Source organism: Bacillus sp. FSL W7-1582 (genome assembly GCF_038593325.1).
GTDB lineage: Bacteria > Bacillota > Bacilli > Bacillales > Bacillaceae > Bacillus > Bacillus altitudinis.
This window is the reverse complement of the sequence record NZ_CP151987.1, coordinates 2,356,923-2,376,118: the sequence shown is the minus strand read 5'-3', so window position 1 is coordinate 2,376,118 and position 19,196 is coordinate 2,356,923. Positions and strand designations below refer to the sequence as shown.

The window sequence follows — 19,196 nt, the reverse complement described above, 5'->3', positions numbered from 1 at the left end:
TGAATAGTGATAACTGCAAAGGTTTTTGTAAATAAAGGAGATGACATCATGTTTTATCACATTAAAGAACTGCAATATGAAGCAAAGCCCTCTAAGCCGGACCCTCTTTATACGAAAAAATTACAAGAGGTGTTAGGCGGTCAATATGGAGAAATCAGCGTGATGATGCAATATTTATTTCAAGGGTTTAACTGCCGAGCGGATCAAAAATATAAAGATTTGCTCCATGACATTGGAACGGAGGAAATCGGTCATGTCGAAATGCTGGCAACGATGATTGCTCGATTACTTGATAATGCCCCAGTTAAAGAACAAGAAGAAGCGTATCAAAGTGATCCAGCACTTGCAGCCGTCATGGGCGGAATGAATCCTCAACATGCAATTGTTGCAGGCTTAGGGGCAATGGCAGCAGATAGTCAAGGGTATCCGTGGAATGCAAAATATATCATTGCAAGCGGAAATTTAATGGCTGACTTCCGGGCAAATTTGAATGCGGAGTCACAAGGCAGACTTCAGGTTACACGGCTTTATGAAATGACCGATGACCGCGGAGTGAAGGATATGCTCTCCTTTCTCATTGCTCGTGATACATATCATCAAAATATGTGGCTGGCTGCAATTAAGGAATTAGAAGAACGAGAAGGGGATGTCGTTGTTCCAACCACCTTCCCGCGCTCACTGGAAAAACAGCAAGTATCCTATGATTTGTTTAACTTCTCAAGAGGAGAAGAAAGCAAAGAAGGCAGATGGGCACATGGCCGAAGTATGGATGGAAAGGGAGAATTCAGATATATTTCTGCTCCTGTCGTGTTCGGCTCTGCGCCTAAACTCAAACCAGCACCGAAAGAACTATATAACACACCGAAAAAAGGAGAATAAAAAAGTCGATCAGGGTTTGTGCCTGATCGACTTTTTTAACGTCCAAGAGATTTTCCGTACACGCTGACTCGTTTCTCTAACAAAGCAAAAGCGAGTTCAAAGAAAATACTAAGCATCCAATAGATCAAAGCAGAGACAAGATACGTTTCTAAAAACTTGTAGCCATCATTTGCAATGATGCGCGAGATTCCCATGATTTCCAGTACACCAATTGTAAACGAAAGGGATGTGGCTTTTAACAGCTGAATGAGCTGATTCCCTAGGTTTGGCAGGGCAACCACAAACGCTTGCGGTAAAATAATGCGAATCATCGCCTGTCTGGTGGTCATGCCAACGATTTTCGCCGCTTCAAGCTGCCCTCTGTCTACCGCAAGGAGTGCGCTGCGGACCACTTCTGTTAAATGTGCGGCTGAATGCAGGCTGAAGGTGATAAGGGCAACGGTAAGCGGGGAGACCATATCCGGGTGAAAGGTCAACCCAAAAGTGCTATTCATTTTGGTCAGAACAAATGGAATGCCATAAAAGAAAGCAAACAACTGAACAATGAGAGGTGTTCCTCTAAAAAATGAGACATAGAGCGTGACCAGCTGGCGGAGCACAGGGATACGAAAGAGGCGAATGAAAGCAAAAATAGATCCAATCAAAAGGCTCACAGCCATAGAAACAAGTGCAATCAATAAGGTAAAGGGAACGCCTTTTAGAATATGTGGTATTTGGTCAATCGCAAATGATATATCAATGGTTTGCATCAAATCGCCTCCTTAGCGTGACAGGCTGGTGCGGCCTTTCACAAATTTTCTTTCCAGTAGCATCGTGATCAGTTCAATACTGATGCAAATCAGCCAATACACAATTGCAATGATGACGTACACTTCAAACATCCCTATCCCGTAGTTATTACCTAGGATGATTTTGACCTGTCCCATCATATCAATGAGTCCGATTGTAAATGCAATGGCAGTATCTTTCACGAGATCAATGGTGTAATTTCCGAGGTTCGGAAGTGCAATGAGAAAGGCTTGTGGAATAATGATCCTCATTAATGCCTGAGTATCTGTCATCCCAACAATGTAAGCTGCTTCAAGCTGATCTTTCCCAACAGAAGAATATGCACTGCGAAAGACTTCAGATAAATAAGCGCCCGTATGTAACGAGAATGTGATCATCACAAATAACACACGATCCCAATGATTGATTTGAATTCCGGCCATGAGTAAAAGCTGAGGCAGACCAAAATAAATCAGAAATAACTGAACAATGAGCGGCGTACTTCGTGTAAATGACAAATAAATGACCGCCAATTGTTTCAGCACTGGAATTTGTTTGATTCGAATGCAAGCAAACAGCAATCCGATGATGATGGCAAAAAACAATGACACCACAATCATAAGAAATGTGAGTGGCAGACGATCAACCACTTGTAAAAAGATTCTCAGCCAATCTCCAGCTGTAAACGTCATGGCGCTTCCTTCCTTTCTTCATATTGATAGCCTTGCTCTGATATATAGTCAATATCTTGAAAGAAATCAACGCCAAACCATTTCTTCGCAAGGTCAGGTAATGTTCCGTCTTCTATCATCTCTTGTGTCACTCGGTCCAATTGTGATGCTAGTTTCTTTTGACTAGGCTGTAAGACAAGATAAATAGGTTCCTTTGAGACAATGCCGCCCACTTTGACTTTCAGGTGAAGATGTTTTTGTATCGTATCAAAGGTTGAAATATTCATAAAAGCCGCATCGGACCGTCCACTTTCGACTCGTTTTAAATTGAGTTCGTTTGAAGGGCTTTCAATGGTCGTGAGCGGAATTTTCGGATCATTTTCTTCATTATATTGATTTAATATGGAACGAAGGCCGCCGCTAGGACTGACGGGAGCGAGCTTTTTTGATGTCATATCGTCTAGAGATTGAATATCTTGCTCTGATTCATTCACAATTAAACCTGTCATCGAATAGCCGTATGGAACCTTAGGATAAAGAAAGCGTTTTTCACGTTCAGGATTACTAAAAAACCAATTAGCCGCCATTTCAAATTTCCCAGCGCCGATCCCAATTAAATTGGATTCTTCCTCGCCGAAGATATAATCAAAATGAATGTGTGGCAAACGTTTCTCGACTTCATTTAAATAATCGATGTTATAGCCAATCGGTTCGTTGCGGTCATTTGTGGCTAAAAAAGGCGGATTGACTTCTGCGCTTAGTGCGACTTTGACAATTTGTCTGCCATCATCTGTTGTCGTTTTCACACTGCTGCAGCCAATGAGAGAGAGGAGAAACAGAAGGATACTAGCGGCGGTGAATAAAGTCTTGCGCTTCATCTGTCTTCCTCCAATCCTTGCCACATCCCGCGATGAATTCTTGATAAAAATTGTTTCGTCCGTTCATGCTGAGGCTTCATCAGGACGTCTTCTGGTGAGCCTTTTTCAACGATTTCCCCATCTGCCATAAAGATCACTGTATCCGCTACATCTTTTGCAAACGAGATTTCATGCGTCACAATGACCATCGTCATGCCTTGGCTCGCAATATCTTTCATCATTTCAAGGATTTCTCCGACCATCTCTGGGTCTAGTGCGGACGTTGGTTCATCAAACAAAAGCACCGCAGGATTCATGGCAAGAGCACGAGCAATCCCAATCCGCTGCTGTTGACCGCCGGATAATTCACTTGGAAACGCATCTTTTTTATGAAGCAGCCCAATTCGTGTTAACAATTGCTCTCCGATTTTTTCCGCCTCTTTTTTAGACATGTTTTGAGACACAATCAATCCTTCTGTGATGTTTTCAAGTGCTCGTTTATTTTGAAACAAGTGATAATGCTGAAACACCATAGACGATTGCTGTCTGAGTTTTAGAAGATCTTTTTTTCGATATTGTTCAAATTGAATCGTGGCTTCTCCAACTGTCAGCGTTCCTTTGTCTGGGATATCAAGGCTGTTTAAACTGCGGAGAAGGGTTGTTTTTCCTGATCCGCTCGGTCCAATAATGGCGACCACTTCACCTTCTTGTACGGTGAAATCAATTCCTTTTAACACATGAGTTGACCCATAGGATTTATGTAGATTAATAGCAGAAATCATAAAAGCATCACGTTCCTTTGACATATGTACTTAATATTGATAAAATTTAACACATTAAATCCTATAAGTAAAGTGTGTTTTAATAATACCTATTGGATAAATCGGATATGATAGATTGCGAGAAACAGAGGAGTTGGATACGTTTTGTCTAAAGCATTATTTGTCGATACAGATTTTCAAAAAAATTGGCTGAATCAACTAGAATCCCTTCGTGAAACGATCGAACAGTCTGCAAAAGAACATGATGAGGGTGCCTATTTTCCTAAACAGAATATCGAATCATTAGTAGAACTGGGCTATACAACGTTGTCTCTGCCTGTTGAGTACGGGGGTGGTGGTCAATCTGTAAAGGATATGGTCCTTTTTCAAGAAACACTAGGAAGTATGGATGGAGCAACTGCCTTATCGATCGGCTGGCACCAAGGAGTTGTTGGTGAAATTTATGAAAAGAAACTATGGAATGAGAAACAGCTGCAATTTTTTGCTGAAGAAATCAAAAATGGGGCTCTTGTGAACCGGGCTGTCAGTGAAGCGCAGACAGGTAGTCCAACAAGAGGAGGCAAACCTGGAACAACTGCAACGAGATCAGGAGATCATTGGGTGATCAATGGCCGGAAAACATTCACAACGATGTCACCAGCGCTCACATACTTTCTCGTCGGTGTATGGATCGAAGAAAAAGAAGCGATGGGCTTCTTCTTAATTCACCGTGATACAAAAGGTGTTTCTATAGAAGAAACGTGGAATGTTGTTGGCATGAGAGGAACAGAGAGCCATGATTTAATTCTAGATCATGTGGAAGTCCCAGATGACATGTTGGTTGAAGTGCAAAAAGGACCTCGGGGCGGTACGTTAAACCCTTGGATCGCACATATTCCTTCCTGCTATTTAGGGATTGCGCAAGCGGCAAGAGACTATGCTGTTCAGTATGCCATCACCCATTCACCGAACAGTATTAGCGGAACGATTAGCGAACTGCCAAATGTCCAAACACTGATTGGCGAAATTGATTTACTACTAAAGCAAGCACGCCATGTCATCTATTCAACGACAACATTGTATGAGCAGCCAGAGAAAAGAGAGCTGTTAATCAATGAATTCGGTGCTGTGAAGCATACAGTCGTCAATCATAGTCTGCAAGTGGTCGATAAAGCCATGCGTTTAGTCGGTGCAAAAAGCTTAAGCCTTAGCTGTCCGCTTCAACGTTACTATCGAGACATTCGTGCTGGCCTTCATAACCCACCAATGGACGATATGACGATTTCGAAAATTGCGAAGCAAGCGATTGAAGAGAAAAAATTGAACGTACAATAAACAGAAAGCCGGATAAAACCGGCTTTTTTTATTGAAAAAGAGGACGAGCGGCTCTTATTTCTGATCAGTCAGCATGCTACAATCGATTGCAATCATGAGCAAAGAGGGTGATTGTTTGCAAAAAAAAAAGATGAAATGGCTGATTGCTGGCGCGATGCTTGCAGCACTTTGTATGAGCAAGCCTGCATCAAGTGAAGGAACATCTCCAAAATGGTCCGTCGATGAATTCATGAAAGATCGGGAAGGCACATTTGTGATTCAAGAAGTAAAAGAAAAATCACCATGGGTGTATAACAAAAAAAGAGCGAACAAGCGCTTTGCACCTCAATCAACGTTTAAAATAGCAAATGCCTTAATCGGACTTCAAACAGGCGCAGTTAAAGATGAATATGACATTAAATATTGGGACGGAGTAAAAAGAGAGATTGATAACTGGAATAAGGACCATACACTGGGCTCTGGCATGAGAGATTCAGTCGTCTGGTATTATCAAGCCATGGCACGTGACATCGGGGAAGAACGCATGGGCCATTGGATAAAAGCCATTCATTATGGGAATCAAGACATATCTGGCGGAATTGATCAGTTTTGGCTAAGCAGTACGTTGAGCATTTCTCCAGTAGAACAAGTTCATTTCCTTAAACAGCTATATGAAGAAAGTCTCCCATTTGACCTATCGGTTATGAGAACCGTCAAACGAATGATGATACAAGAAGAAGAGAAACACACCACGCTATACGGAAAAACAGGCTCCGGATCAGGAATCGGCTGGTACGCAGGCTTCATCAAACATGAAAACAAAACCTACATCTTCGCCACAAATATAGAAGGCACCGGACTAGAAGCAAAAGAAATCACCTATCGTATTTTGAAAAAATATCATTTGGTAGAAGCATCCGTTTAGGGTGCTTTTTTTATGAGTGAATTTGGGGATATATTGATAAAAAGATGATACTTGGGTTAGTTTGAAAGGATGATATATTTTTAGAAAAATATTGAAACGTTATCTTAAATATATTATGATATATGACGTATTGTTACAAATGTTACAAATATATGATAAGGAGATTAATATGAACCTAAAAAGAAAAGTAAATTGGAAAAGAAATATTGCAGCGCTTCTAGCCTTTGTGATGCTTATATCAATGTTACCTTCTGACATTTTTGCAGAAGAACATGTAGAAAATACAAAATCAAGTCATAACAGCATGCCAGAAACAGACGATTCAAAAACCCTTGAAATAGCAGGGATTGATGAAGCTGAAATTGGTAAAGACGGAGAAGTTCTTTCGGAAAGAACAGCCAATAGCAAACTTTTCTATGAAGGAGAGGGAGTATTTACGCAAGAAGTATATCCTGACCCCATTCATATAAAAGAGTCACCAGATGCTGAGTGGGAGGACATCTCTCCAGAGTTAAAAGCAACTTCGAAAAAAGAAATAGAAACGGAAAATGCAAGGTTAGATTCAACCTTTCAAAAACAAATGAAGCAAGGGCTTTATGCTACATTCGAACACAAGAAGCATCAAATTGAATTTTCAATTTTAAAAGCTTCAGGAACAAACAAATCAGAAATTCGTTCCAAAGATACCTCTGCACAATTTAAAGAAAACACCAACGAACTTACATACGAAGAGGTATTTCCACATATTGATTTACGATCATTTACTTTTAATGAAAATATCAAAGAAGATATTGTACTCAAACGATATGATGGCTACAATTCTTTTACATTTAAAATAAAGACAGATCTAACTGGAGAAATTGAGGAAGATGGTTCTATTAGATTTTTTGATCAGAAAAAACAGACCATTTTTCAAGTTCCAAAACCGTTTATGACCGATTCAAATCTAGATGAAAAGTCAGGCGAAGTGGCTCGATCAGAAGATGTGAGCTTTGAATTGCAAAAAGAAGATGATGGCTATTTACTTCGTGTAACTGCTGATGAGAAATGGCTTAAGGATCCTGAACGAGTTTATCCTGTGTCTATCGATCCATCGACTTCTTTATCTGTTTCATCAGACACATTCATTATGAGTGCATACCCAACAACAAACTATTCAACATCTACGCAAAAATGGGATGCTAATCTGAAAAGTTATGTCCTGAAAACCGGTTATTATGATAAAACAACTGGTACAAACTACGCGTTCATGAAGTTTAATTCATTCAAACCGATTCAAAATATGAATGTAACAAAAGCGACGCTCAAAACGTATGTTGCTCATTCATATTACGGGACGAAAGCAACTGGTCTTTGGCTTGATACAGTGAATGCCAACTATGATCATACAAAGCTAACATGGAACAATAAACCAAGTTCTAAAAACATCGGTAAGGCCAACGTATATAAAGGACAATGGGCGAGTTATGATGTGACATCGACCATCAAAGCTTGGAATAGTGGAACAGCTAACTACGGCTTTAAATTACATGCTAATGGAAATGGACAAGACCATTGGAAAAAAATAATCTCATCAACAAACTCAACCAAAAAACCAGTCATTGAAGTCACATATACCATTCCACAAGCAAATGCACCAACTGTAAAAGGTTTTAGTAATGGAAATGGGACAGGTTACTTAAACTTAAGTTGGAAAAAGGTGTCTGGCGCAAAAGGTTACAAAGTGTGGCTATACAACGGAAAAGAATATGAAGCCATTTCAGTTGGGAATGTAGCATCATGGAGTACAAAAGGAAAGAATATTTGGCCGACAGCAAGCGAGATTGCAGCTAAGAAATATAAACTTCATTTAGATGGAAAAGGGGGGACAGAATTAGCAGTTGATCCTTCCCCGGTTTACAAAAACTCAGGTGGTAATTATGCGACAAGCAAAAATTATTGGGTAGCTGTAAGTGCGATTTTCGACCAAGGTGAAGGCGCAATGTCAGCAAAAGTAAAACCTGTCGTGCCGAATGTGGCTAGAGCGAAAGCACCTAGTACAAAAGGATTCAATAATAATAACGCAACAGGTTACTTTGATCTTTCTTGGACTTCAGTTTCCGGTGCGACCGGTTATAAAATACAAATGTTTAATGGGAAAAGCTATGAGACATTGGATCTCGGTAATCAAACATCATGGTCAACAAAAGGAAAAAAAGTATGGCCAACAGCTGCTGAGATTAAAGCAGGTAAATTTGCATTGCACCTCCAAGATGGAAAAGGGGCTGAGCTTCCAATTCATCCTGGTGCGACTTATAAAAATGCTGGAGGAGATGCGGCTCAAAAACATTATTCCTTCAGAGTGATCGCCTACAATAAAGATGGAGAAGCTATTGCTTCACCGCCATCTGGACCAACTTTACCTGATCTATCTAGACCAAAAGCTTTATCTGGATATGCTTATACGAATACGAAAGAGAGCCAAACAGGTTATATCAATTTACATTGGGACAAAGTAAAAAATGCAAAAGGATATAAAATTAACATCTATAATGGTAAGGCATATCAATCATTTGATGTTGGTGATGTCGATCATTGGACAACACAAAATAAGAACATTTGGCCGACTCCTACTGAAGTTACAAGTGGGAAATATGTGCTTCATACAGATGGTAAAGGCGGGGAATTAGCGCTAGACCCATCACCAGTTTATGAAAATGCGAATGGAAATTATAAAGGACGCAAGAACTACTCCTTTACCCTTTCCGCATACGATGCAAATGGAGAAACCATTCCGACACCAGCCTTTAACCCTACATTCCATGAAGGTGCCGAATTCCTTGGAATAGAGGATTACTGGTCGATTATTGATATACCAGACGGCCAGCTGAATGGTGCAACTGGTAATGTGATTGTCAGTGAAGAAGAAATGTCGATCGATGGAAGAGGACCGGGACTTGGAATTGGTCGCACGTATAACAGTTTAGATGCAGCTGACCATCTGTTTGGTCAAGGGTGGTACGCAGATGTAGAAACTAGTATCACGCCAACAAAAGAAGGTGCCATCTATCTTGATGAGGATGCCACAACTCATATTTTTACAAAAAAAGCAGATGGTACGTATCAACCACCAACAGGTATTTTCCTTGAATTAACGGAATCAAAAGATGAATACATGTTAAAAACGAAGGATCAAACCTTTGCACACTTTAGTAAAAATGGTGGGAAAATCACCAAGATTGTAGATGGACATAAAAATACAACGACATACAAATATAACGAAAACAATCAGCTCACTTCAATGGAAGATGCATCTGGCCGAAAAATAACAATGGAATATGATGAAGATGGTCATATCACCTCGGTTCAAGGACCAAAAGGAAAAAAACTTTCATATGAGTATGATGCAGGCTTTCTAATAAAAGTCATTGATTCAGATGGAACGAGTATCTCATATGAATACGACAAAGAAGGCAGATTGATTAAACAATTCTCTCAAAACAGCACAGAAGATCAGCCTGTTTTTACAGAATACCAATATGAAAATCACCGTTTAGTTAAGGCAATCAATGCAAAAAAAGAAACCTTTGAGTATGCATATGATATGTCTAAAAAGACACTCATGCTGACGCAGCCAAACGGCCGGAAAATACAGTATACGTATAATGAAGCAGCCAACCCGATTCAAGTTGTAGATGATGCGGAAGGGCTTAAAATTACTACTAAAACGAAATATGAAGGCAACCAAATCGTAGAAGAAACTGATCCCAATGATGTAGAAAAAGGAAAAGCTACAGAAAGCTATTCGTATGACAAAAATGGCAACGTCATTCTGGCGAAAGATGCTTACGGGACAGAAACCTACGAGTATAACAAAAACAATGATGTTACTAAAGTGAAAGATACAGAAGGAGATATCACAGATATCGCCTACGATGGATTAGATGCTGTATCTGAAACGGATCAAAGTGGGAATATGTCTTCAGCAAGTATTTATGACTCGTACGGGAATTTGGTACAAACGAGTAAAGAACTTGCTGCAGGTGCGAGTATATTAAAAAATGGCAGTTTTGAAGATACGCTAACTGGCTGGAAGCTTACAGCATCTAAGGATGGAGGGAAATTAGCACAAACAGCTGGAAAAAGTGGTGCTTTGTCTGGCAGTCGAGTGTTAGAGATCAGTTCACAATCGACAACTGAAGGAACTGAACTTGGCTATTCTTCTGCTACTCAAGAAGTGACACTAGAGCCAAATACGACGTATACACTGAGTGGAAAAATCAAGACAGAGCTAACGAAAGCAAGAGCATTTTTTAACATTGATTTAAGAGATACAAACAACAAACGAATTCAATGGATCAGCAACGGCTACAGCACATTATCAGGCAAAAACGATTGGACTAAACGCCAAGTCACGTTTACGACGCCATCTCATGCAGGCAAAGCTGTGATCTATATGGAAGTGGATCATCGAGATAAGGCTGGAAAAGGAAAAGCTTGGTTCGATGAGATTCAGCTAGAAAAAGGCGAAGTTTCATCAAGTTATAATCCAGTCAAAAATAATTCCTTTACGGATAAAACAACAAGCTGGAGCGGAACAGGTGGTTCATTAGATAATGAAGAAGGCTTTAACGATGACGTTTCGTTAAAAATGACCAGAACCTCTTCAACTCAAGCAAATGCCATCTATAAACAATCTGTACCGATTGAACAAAGTGCGAATGATCAATCTGTGTATGTCACATTGACTGGGATGTCTAAGGCTGAAAATGTCAAAGCCTCAAATGAAAATGATTACTCACTTCAAGCGTTCGTTACGTATACAGATGGCACAACAGGAACATTTAATGCGAAATTCCCAACCGGTACACAGGAATGGAACCGAGCAGCGGTTGTCATACCAAAAACAAAACCATTGAAAAAAGTCGACGTACAGATCGTTTTCCAAAAAAGTGCGACGGGAACGGCTTGGTTTGATGATATCCGTCTAGTAGAAGGAAGTCTTTTAACGAAAACCACTTACGACGAAAAAGGGAACTATGCAGTTAAAGAAGAGGACGAGCTTGGTTACTCATCTCAATCTGCCTACGATGAAACAGGCAAAAAACTTTCTGAAACAGATGCGAAAGGCGAAAAAACAACATTTGAATATGACCAGGCTGATCAGCTGAAGAAAATCACTTTATCTAACGGGACATCCATTGTGAGAACGTATGATAAAGAGGGCAATGAACAGTCGAAAACCATTCGTGCAGAGTCAGATCAGACGTATCAATTCGAATACGACCTAATGGGCAAATTGACAAAAACCATTGATCCATTAGGGAATGTGTTGAAAAGTGAATATGATGCGAATAGCAACTTAATCAAAACAATTTCTGCAAATGGACATGAAGTGTCTCTCACGTATGATGGAACAGACCGAGTGAAATCCAAGTCATACAATGGGACAGAAAAATATAACTTTAGCTATGATAAAAACGGAAACGAAACAACGGTTGTTAACAAAGAACAAAACACAACCAAAAACAGAACGTTCGACCAACAAAACCGCATCACAAAGTTAACAGAGCGTGGCAGCAGCCAAACTTGGACGTATCCAGCCAATTCAGATAAACTGAAATCCTTTGAATGGACACACGGAAATCAAAAAGGAACGAACCAATTCAGTTACAATAAGCTTGATCAAATGACGCAGATGAAGGATTCGAGTTCTACGTATTCGTTTGATTATGATGAAAATGGAAATGTTCAGTCCTTTATTACAGGTAACGGCAGTGGTGCTAGCTTTGCTTATGATGAGCGCAATTTAATCAATGATTTGCACATTGGAACAAGCCAAGGGGTAACGATCTTAAACGAAGCTTACGAATATGATCAAAATGGAAACAGAATAACGGTTGATCAAGGAAGCAACGGGAAGATTCGTTATGAATATGGAAAATTAGATCAATTGATCAAAGAAACTCATCCAGATGGCACGGTCATTGGGTACACATATGACGGGTTTGGAAACAGAAAAACCGTCACGACTGAAAAAAATGGCACTAAAAAAACAATCAACGCATCATTCAACATCATGAACCAACTGACAAAGGTAAATGATGAGACTTTAACTTATGACAAAAATGGCAACCGAACGTCTGATGGGCAATTCCTTTATAAATGGGATGCAGAAGATAACATTACGGCCATCACGAAAAAAGGGGAAGACAAGCCATTTGTCACTTACAAATATGATGAGCGTGGATATAGAATTCAAAAAACAGTGAATGGAAAAGTCACCAATTATTTTTATGATGGTGATAGTCTGAATGTTTTATACGAAACAGATGGAGACAACGAAGTCACAAAAACATACACATACGGTGAGAGTGGACAACTCCTTGCATTCACGCAAAATGGAAACAAATATTTCTATCACTACAATGCACACGGTGATGTCATAGCCATCACAAATAGTGCAGGAAAAATCGTTGCTGAGTACGAATACGATACATGGGGCGTTCCAACAAAAGTAAAAGAAGATGAAGAAGTAAAAGGCAACCCATATCGCTATGCAGGTTACCGCTTCGACGAAGAAACAGGACTTTACTATCTAATCGCCCGCTACTATGAACCGAGAAACGGAGTATTCCTATCACTAGATCCAGACCCAGGAAGCGATGGAGATGCACTAGATCAAAATGGATATACCTATGGAAACAACAACCCAGTCATGAATGTGGACCCGGATGGTCATTGGGTATGGTTTGTTGTCAATGCAGGATTTGCGGTATATGATGGATACAAAGCACATAAATCAGGGAAAGATTGGAAAGGTGTAGCGGCTGCAACCGTATCAGGATTTTTGGGTGGTGGAAAATTAAAGGGAGCGAAAAGGGCTTATAATTTTGCAAAACCTTCTAAAAAAGCTAATACTAACTGGCGACATATAAAACAAGAGCATGGTCCAAAATCTAAAGCTAAAATGCCTAATAAAAGACCTAAAAGTAAATTCAAAAGTTCAAAAACTTTAAAGAGAACTACAAGGGCGACTGCTAGAACAAAACCAGCATACACTCAAGCAGATGGGAGAACAGTTCATTTTAAGGTGTTTAAAAAACCAGTAGGAAGAAATACAAAAGGTAAATTGACTAGAAAGGTAAAGGTAGTAAAATCAGGAGACTATGTTGTGACAAGTTATCCGTATTGATCTTTAAATCTTACTATTAAAAATAGAAATGAGGATAGTATGCAGGAAATATATTTTAAAAAACTTAATCTGGATATTAATGAGAGAGAACTTAGTTGTTTTAGCTTAGACGAAGAGTATTTAGTATTTGTTCTACAAAATGAAGTCGACACGAATAAATATGTTAATAATTTATATGTTTACCACATTAATGAACAGGAGTTACACTATGAGTATAGTGTAACTACGATTGATCAGATTACCTTTGTACTAAAGTGTAAAGATGATTATCTTTTGATTTTTGATAAAGAATATGAAGATGGTATTATTGATGAAACCCCAAATGCATATTTTTGGAATCCTGTAAAGGGATTTTATAAATCATTTTATGCTGGACGTTATATCAATTCTATTAAGATAGACAACGATCAAAATATTTGGGTAGGCTATGATGAAATGGGAATTTTCTCGATGATCGATGGAGATTTAAGTGAAAAGGGATTTAATAGGTTTGATTCTACTTTTAGAATCAAACCAGTATTAGATAAAGAAAAGCCTCATCCAATTGATCACTATTATGATTCATTTGTAACTGGATCATATGTATATCTCTACTTTAGTGTATTAGGTGAAAAAATATTTAAAAAAATAGATTTAGTATCAGATAAATTTGTTGAAACTAGAAAAATAGATTTAGATTTGACTGCTATTTGTGAACATAAATCAAGTTTATATCTTTTTATAAGGGACCCCCTTAACTATGAAATCAGTAAAGCTTTTAAAACGAATGATTTTGTAAATTGTTTTGATTTAAGTCTATTAGATTTGCAAACTAATGAAAAAATAGTATTCACCGATATAACATCACATAATAATATTATTGCTGGATTAGATGAATATAATAATATTTATATTGGAAAGATATCTTAGGATTATAGATTACAAATCTTAATTATCAACTTTAATTTAACAAAACCTCTTTTCTTTAGAAAAGAGGTTTTGTTATAAATTTAAATTAATAAAAACAATGGTAAGAAAAATACGCAACTCCATTTTAATCTAATGATTCTTAGTTTTGCGAGGGCTCGAAATAACTAAAAATACTGAGAATATAAGTGAGAAAAAAAGCAATGCTTCAAAAAGAAAGAAATGATTCATAAGTCTTTTCTAAATAAAGAGTTTCCAATATTAGATAACGAGAACTTTGATTTTGCCAAAGTAAAGCTTTCTCTATTTACTAGAGAGAAAAATTGGCTGTTCACGATTCAATTATTCGGTTTATGGGATAGGGAACCTTAAAAATAAACAACTTGAAGAATTTGATTCACATGTAAACTTAATATTTAACATAAAATGTATGTTATTTGCGATAGAATCGAAAAAGTATGTTTCGACTCACAGGAATTTATTTGCAGTGTATATGAAAATCTAATTAGTGCCTAAATCAGAATTAAAAACATTGAGAGAATGGGGAGAGGTCCATGAACATCAGCCAAGATAAAAAAGGCTTAATCAATGATTTGAAGCAGCGATATCAATACTTATTAGATTCATCTTATCCAGATAAAATCGTCTCTTTTGAAGAGAAAACTGGTGTATGTTCAGATGATTTTTATATGTTTTTTTCACTTGTTGCAGGCAGCTTAAGTTATGTGGTCGATCATAAACGAATACCGAAAAAACAGTTAAACGTGCTGCGTCAGTCATTTGAAGAGCAATATCCCCAAATCAAATCGTATCAACAGATCCTTGAATCATATCCTTTATTGCACTCCTATGTTCAATACCATGAAGAAACAAGAAAACAAATCATTGCACTTATACAATAACCTCTTGGAGGACAAACGATGACATGGTTTTTAGATGAAAAAGTCCAGAAACAAATCCCTGATTTCAATATCAACCATCTAAAGCAAATCAATGAATTTCACTACTTTAAAGAGTATAATGAACATTACGACTTGATCTATTGTATTGACGTGCACAACCCATTTGAATCTGTGATTCAAGCCGACATACATCTAAAATTCACCAATCTACCTTCTGTTTAAATCAAAGGTTTGTACTTAACAGACGATTCTAGTTTTTATTGGACATTCAGTCTTCCCCATCCTAACACAGAAAGGTGCAATGACATTGAATCGAATCATGAAATGGCTCTTATTTGCGGCGGTCATCGCTGGCTTATTGGTATGCGCATTCTTTGTGTTCCGTTTAAACCAGCCTAAGCCGACGACAAACATCCATTATGCAGACACACAAAACAAACAGCAAACACTCGATATGTATATGCCAAAGGGAAAAGATGAAGACAAAAAGAAGAAGCATCCAGTCATGATCTATCTCCATGGCGGCGGCTGGACAGGCGGCGATAAGAATAGAGTCGCTTCAAAGGCGGATTATTTTACCGGTCAAGGGTATGTGTTTGTTTCGATGAATTATAGGCTTCACCCTGATGCCAACTATGAGCAGATGGCAGATGATACGGCAAACGCCATCAAATGGGTCAAGGATCATGCAGATGAGTATCAAATTGACTCATCAAAAATCAATGTCATGGGTCACTCAGCGGGCGGTCATTTGACGGCACTGGTGGCCACAGATTCGACTTACTTAAAGCGTGTGGGACTGTCGCCAAAAACGATCAATTCCATCGTGATTTTAGATGGGCCGTTAAACATCAATCAATTTATACAAGCCATTCCATCGTACAAAAAAGTCTTTGGCAAACAAGAGGAAAACTGGACAAAGGCATCACCGGTCACTTATATGAATCAAACGAATGTACCGCCTGTTTATTTGGTCACAGGCTGGGAAAATCCTGAAGTGTACCGATTTGCAGAAAAACTCAATCATGAGAAAGGCTCTAATTTTGTGTTTCGGGTTCATTCGCTGAGCCACAGTGATTTAAATAAATGGTTTGGATCTGACAGAGCGCCAAAAGAAGCGCAAGAGATGACAAAGGCTGTGATGGCTTTCGTCAAAAAACAAAATCAATAACAAAGACTGTATGCTAGGGCAATCCATTTTGCCTCAGTATATGATAAAGTGGTTTGAGATTAAAGGAGTGTATATTGTTGTCATCAAGAATGGAAAATAAAGTGTTCAATTGTGAAAAAGAGCTGACGCTGAATATTATCGGCGGGAAGTGGAAAATGCTGATCTTATGGCACCTTGGCAGAGAAGGGACAAAACGGTTTGGTGAGTTAAAGTCGTTAATGCCTGGGATTACGCAAAGAATGCTTGTCAATCAGCTAAGAGAATTAGAGGAAGATCACATTGTGCACCGGGAGGTTTATCCCGTCGTTCCGCCAAAGGTTGAGTATTCTCTCACGGAACTCGGAGAAAGCTTAATGCCGATTTTAGAGGCGATGTATGATTGGGGAAAACAATATCTCGATAGCAATTTTTTAAAGGATGATAAATAGAAAGACGATAGATGTAGACAAAGAGCTAAAATCATTTTATTTTAGCTCTTTGTTTTCTTTTCAGCGTGACTTGAAAACCTTTGCAGTTTAGGAAGGACGAGTACTGGAGCGGCATCACAACACAGACTTGACACCGAATGCGAGGATTTGTCAGTACGTTTAGATACTGGTCGAAAAGACAGTGTCTTTTTTGTAACCATATGCGAAAAAGTATAGTATGTAAAAAAAAAGTGCGTACTTGGATTGCTTCCATCCTGTTGTTATACTCATTTCATCGTTCAAGAAGCCCTATTCACGGAGCTCTTGAAGATGAGATGAAAAAACGGGAGTGAACGTTCATGAAATTACAATTAGCGTTAGATTTAGTGAATATACCAGAAGCGATCGAGCTGATCAAAGAAGTAGAAGCGTCTATTGATGTGGTGGAAATTGGGACACCTGTTGTGATCAACGAAGGGCTTCGTGCTGTAAAAGAAGTCAAACAGGCGTTTCCGAATTTACGTGTGCTGGCGGATCTTAAAATTATGGATGCTGCCGGTTATGAAGTGCAGCAGGCATCTGAAGCTGGAGCGGATATCGTCACGATTCTTGCGGCAGCGGAAGATATGTCTATCCAAGGAGCGGTGAAGGAAGCAAAAGCAAGAGGGAAACAAATTTTAGTTGATATGATTGGGATCAAAGATATCGCCGGCCGTGCGAAAGAGCTGGATGAGCTTGGGGTAGATTATATTTGCGTGCACACAGGCTATGACCTGCAAGCGGTTGGTCAAAACTCATTTGCTGACCTCATGACCATAAAACAAGTGGTCAAACAGGCAAAAACAGCGATTGCAGGCGGTATTAAGCTTGATACATTGCCTGAAGTCGTCAAATTAAACCCTGATTTGATTATTGTCGGCGGCGGCATAGCGAGCCAAGACAATAAAGCAGAAGTGGCTGCGCAAATGAAGCAGTTGATTGCACAATCATGAAAACAAGTGACTATGTGAGAGCGATTCTAAGCGAGCTTTCTGAGCACTCGCCCGCGATTCAAGACGAACAAGCAGAGCAGCTTGTCAAAAGCATTTTAGCGGCTCGAAAGGTCTTCGTCGCAGGGGCTGGCAGGTCTGGTTTGATGGGAAAATCGTTTGCGATGAGACTCACGCATATTGGTCTCGAAGCTTATGTGATCGGTGAAACGAATACGCCTGCTTTTACATCTGAGGATTTATTGATTGTAGGGAGCGGTTCTGGCCGAACAGAGACGCTGCTTGTGCTCGCGAAAAAGGCAAGGGCGATTGGCGGAAGCGTGGCGTCGTTCACACTTTCAACTGAGTCACCTATAGCTGATCTATCGGATGAAGTCATCTTACTGTCAGGTGCGCCAAAGGATCAACATGAAGGAAACCATCATACGATTCAGCCGATGGGCTCATTATTTGAGCAAACTTTGCTTCTTATGTACGATGCGGTCATCTTGAGATTGATGGAAATGAAAGAGCTCGACACCCATAAAATGTACGGTCACCATGCGAATTTAGAATAGCCGTGATGAAAACCTTTCCTTTTTTGAAGAAAAGGTTTTTTTAATACATGGTACTTAAAAAGAAGGATCACTTGACATAAAGGATAAGATGTAACTATAATAGTTACATCTCGAAAGAAAAAACGTAAGCAACGGAAGGAAGATGAAGATGAAAGTGCAAATTTGGTCAGATATCGCCTGTCCTTTTTGTTATATAGGGAAAAAACAGTTGGAAACAGCGCTTGAGCAATTCCCTCATAAAGAACAGGTAGAAGTAGAGTTTAAAAGCTTTGAGCTTGATCCGAATGCACCTGTTGCAGTGGATTATGATGTGCATGATATGCTTGTCAAAAAATATGGCATGAGCCGTAGCCGGGCCATCGCGATGAATGAACAGGTGAAACAGGCGGGCAAGGAGAAAGGAATCGATTTTCAATTCGATCCACTCGTTTTGACAAACACCTTTGATGCCCACCAGCTCGCACAATATGCTGGAAAAATGGGAAAAGGCGATCTCGTCATGAGTGAGCTGTTTCAAGCGTATTTTACAGATGGAAAGCATGTTGGTGATCGTCAAACCCTTTTAGATATTGCAGAAAAAGCAGGCCTTGATCAGAACGAAGTACAAAAGGTTCTAGACGGGCAAGAATTTGCAGACGCTGTGCGAGAAGACGAAAAAGAAGCAAGACAGCTCGGGATTTCTGCTGTGCCTTTTTTCTTGATCAATGATCAATATTCGGTTGCTGGTGCACAGCCAGCAGATACGTTCCTTCGTGCACTTGAAACGGCTTGGACAGAAGAGGCAGCGCAAACGGAGAAAGCGGCTGATGCTTCATTTGAAGAAGCATGTGCAGATGGCGTATGTGCAGTACCTTCACCTAAAGAAGAAGTATAATCGGCATTTTCCCTATCTTTGATAAAAGATAGGGATTTTTG

The 19,196-nt window shown here is 39.3% G+C and carries 16 protein-coding genes; 12 read left to right on the top strand and 4 right to left on the bottom strand.

Going from position 1 to position 19,196, the window contains the following annotated elements:
- Positions 1-48 precede the first annotated feature (48 nt).
- A complete protein-coding gene (locus NSQ11_RS12250) occupies positions 49-879 on the top strand; it encodes a manganese catalase family protein (RefSeq protein ID WP_335358268.1) in 831 nt (276 codons plus the stop codon).
- Positions 880-914: 35 nt separating this feature from the next.
- Here NSQ11_RS12250 and NSQ11_RS12245 read toward each other — a convergent pair whose 3' ends face one another.
- The 4 genes from NSQ11_RS12245 to NSQ11_RS12230 are packed head-to-tail and all read right to left on the bottom strand — an operon-like array spanning position 915 to position 3,981.
- The gene (locus tag NSQ11_RS12245) at positions 915-1,628 is read right to left on the bottom strand and encodes an amino acid ABC transporter permease (RefSeq protein ID WP_216942551.1); all 714 of its coding nucleotides are present in this window, start codon (positions 1,626-1,628) and stop codon (positions 915-917) included.
- Positions 1,629-1,640: 12 nt separating this feature from the next.
- Positions 1,641-2,339, bottom strand: a complete 699-nt coding sequence (locus NSQ11_RS12240) for an amino acid ABC transporter permease (protein WP_008342617.1) — start codon at positions 2,337-2,339, stop codon at positions 1,641-1,643.
- Entirely contained in the window at positions 2,336-3,196 is an 861-nt protein-coding gene (locus NSQ11_RS12235) for an amino acid ABC transporter substrate-binding protein (protein ID WP_017358081.1), read from the bottom strand. Before NSQ11_RS12235 ends, NSQ11_RS12240 begins: the two co-directional genes overlap by 4 nt.
- The gene (locus NSQ11_RS12230; RefSeq protein ID WP_017367672.1) at positions 3,193-3,981 is read right to left on the bottom strand and encodes an amino acid ABC transporter ATP-binding protein; all 789 of its coding nucleotides are present in this window, start codon (positions 3,979-3,981) and stop codon (positions 3,193-3,195) included. Before NSQ11_RS12230 ends, NSQ11_RS12235 begins: the two co-directional genes overlap by 4 nt.
- Positions 3,982-4,101: 120 nt before the next feature.
- Between NSQ11_RS12230 and NSQ11_RS12225 the strand changes: the two genes are divergently transcribed.
- The 11 genes from NSQ11_RS12225 (at position 4,102) to NSQ11_RS12175 (ending at position 19,155) form a co-directional block, all read left to right on the top strand.
- Positions 4,102-5,271 (top strand): acyl-CoA dehydrogenase family protein, encoded by a 1,170-nt coding sequence (locus NSQ11_RS12225; RefSeq protein ID WP_017367671.1) that lies wholly within the window; start codon positions 4,102-4,104, stop codon positions 5,269-5,271.
- A gap of 115 nt (positions 5,272-5,386) precedes the next feature.
- The gene (gene blaBPU, locus NSQ11_RS12220; RefSeq protein ID WP_129547731.1) at positions 5,387-6,175 is read left to right on the top strand and encodes a BPU family class D beta-lactamase; all 789 of its coding nucleotides are present in this window, start codon (positions 5,387-5,389) and stop codon (positions 6,173-6,175) included.
- Positions 6,176-6,344: 169 nt separating this feature from the next.
- Positions 6,345-13,349, top strand: coding sequence for a DNRLRE domain-containing protein (locus NSQ11_RS12215; RefSeq protein WP_342501116.1), 7,005 nt, complete (start codon positions 6,345-6,347; stop codon positions 13,347-13,349).
- A 39-nt stretch (positions 13,350-13,388) separates the two neighbouring features.
- Positions 13,389-14,258 carry a hypothetical protein gene (locus tag NSQ11_RS12210; protein ID WP_057079283.1) on the top strand — a complete coding sequence of 290 codons (870 nt, stop codon included), beginning with the start codon at positions 13,389-13,391 and terminating at the stop codon, positions 14,256-14,258.
- A gap of 551 nt (positions 14,259-14,809) precedes the next feature.
- Positions 14,810-15,157: a YxiJ family protein gene (locus NSQ11_RS12205; protein WP_144625331.1), complete on the top strand. Its 348-nt coding sequence runs from the start codon at positions 14,810-14,812 to the stop codon at positions 15,155-15,157.
- A gap of 18 nt (positions 15,158-15,175) precedes the next feature.
- Positions 15,176-15,379 carry a hypothetical protein gene (locus NSQ11_RS12200; RefSeq protein WP_342501115.1) on the top strand — a complete coding sequence of 68 codons (204 nt, stop codon included), beginning with the start codon at positions 15,176-15,178 and terminating at the stop codon, positions 15,377-15,379.
- A gap of 79 nt (positions 15,380-15,458) precedes the next feature.
- A complete protein-coding gene (locus NSQ11_RS12195) occupies positions 15,459-16,328 on the top strand; it encodes an alpha/beta hydrolase (RefSeq protein WP_342501114.1) in 870 nt (289 codons plus the stop codon).
- 89 nt (positions 16,329-16,417) lie between these two features.
- Entirely contained in the window at positions 16,418-16,756 is a 339-nt protein-coding gene (locus NSQ11_RS12190) for a winged helix-turn-helix transcriptional regulator (RefSeq protein ID WP_034646559.1), read from the top strand.
- Between the two features lie 338 nt (positions 16,757-17,094).
- Positions 17,095-17,727 carry a 3-hexulose-6-phosphate synthase gene (hxlA, locus tag NSQ11_RS12185; protein ID WP_024718772.1) on the top strand — a complete coding sequence of 211 codons (633 nt, stop codon included), beginning with the start codon at positions 17,095-17,097 and terminating at the stop codon, positions 17,725-17,727.
- On the top strand, positions 17,724-18,281 hold the full coding sequence (gene hxlB / locus NSQ11_RS12180) for a 6-phospho-3-hexuloisomerase (RefSeq protein WP_052321112.1): 558 nt from the start codon (positions 17,724-17,726) through the stop codon (positions 18,279-18,281). The genes hxlA and hxlB overlap by 4 nt, the downstream gene beginning before the upstream one ends.
- 148 nt (positions 18,282-18,429) lie before the next feature.
- On the top strand, positions 18,430-19,155 hold the full coding sequence (locus NSQ11_RS12175; RefSeq protein ID WP_144610320.1) for a DsbA family oxidoreductase: 726 nt from the start codon (positions 18,430-18,432) through the stop codon (positions 19,153-19,155).
- Positions 19,156-19,196: the final 41 nt, after the last annotated feature.

Bases quoted from the DNA above. Each gene is read 5' to 3' on its own strand.
- NSQ11_RS12250 (WP_335358268.1), top strand. From the start codon at position 49: ATGTTTTATCACATTAAAGAACTGCAATATGAAGCAAAGCCCTCTAAG.
- NSQ11_RS12245 (WP_216942551.1), bottom strand. From the start codon at position 1,628: ATGCAAACCATTGATATATCATTTGCGATTGACCAAATACCACATATT.
- NSQ11_RS12240 (WP_008342617.1), bottom strand. From the start codon at position 2,339: ATGACGTTTACAGCTGGAGATTGGCTGAGAATCTTTTTACAAGTGGTT.
- NSQ11_RS12235 (WP_017358081.1), bottom strand. From the start codon at position 3,196: ATGAAGCGCAAGACTTTATTCACCGCCGCTAGTATCCTTCTGTTTCTC.
- NSQ11_RS12230 (WP_017367672.1), bottom strand. From the start codon at position 3,981: ATGTCAAAGGAACGTGATGCTTTTATGATTTCTGCTATTAATCTACAT.
- NSQ11_RS12215 (WP_342501116.1), top strand. From the start codon at position 6,345: ATGAACCTAAAAAGAAAAGTAAATTGGAAAAGAAATATTGCAGCGCTT.
- NSQ11_RS12210 (WP_057079283.1), top strand. From the start codon at position 13,389: ATGCAGGAAATATATTTTAAAAAACTTAATCTGGATATTAATGAGAGA.
- NSQ11_RS12205 (WP_144625331.1), top strand. From the start codon at position 14,810: ATGAACATCAGCCAAGATAAAAAAGGCTTAATCAATGATTTGAAGCAG.
- NSQ11_RS12200 (WP_342501115.1), top strand. From the start codon at position 15,176: ATGACATGGTTTTTAGATGAAAAAGTCCAGAAACAAATCCCTGATTTC.
- NSQ11_RS12195 (WP_342501114.1), top strand. From the start codon at position 15,459: ATGACATTGAATCGAATCATGAAATGGCTCTTATTTGCGGCGGTCATC.
- NSQ11_RS12190 (WP_034646559.1), top strand. From the start codon at position 16,418: ATGGAAAATAAAGTGTTCAATTGTGAAAAAGAGCTGACGCTGAATATT.
- hxlA (WP_024718772.1), top strand. From the start codon at position 17,095: ATGAAATTACAATTAGCGTTAGATTTAGTGAATATACCAGAAGCGATC.
- hxlB (WP_052321112.1), top strand. From the start codon at position 17,724: ATGAAAACAAGTGACTATGTGAGAGCGATTCTAAGCGAGCTTTCTGAG.
- NSQ11_RS12175 (WP_144610320.1), top strand. From the start codon at position 18,430: ATGAAAGTGCAAATTTGGTCAGATATCGCCTGTCCTTTTTGTTATATA.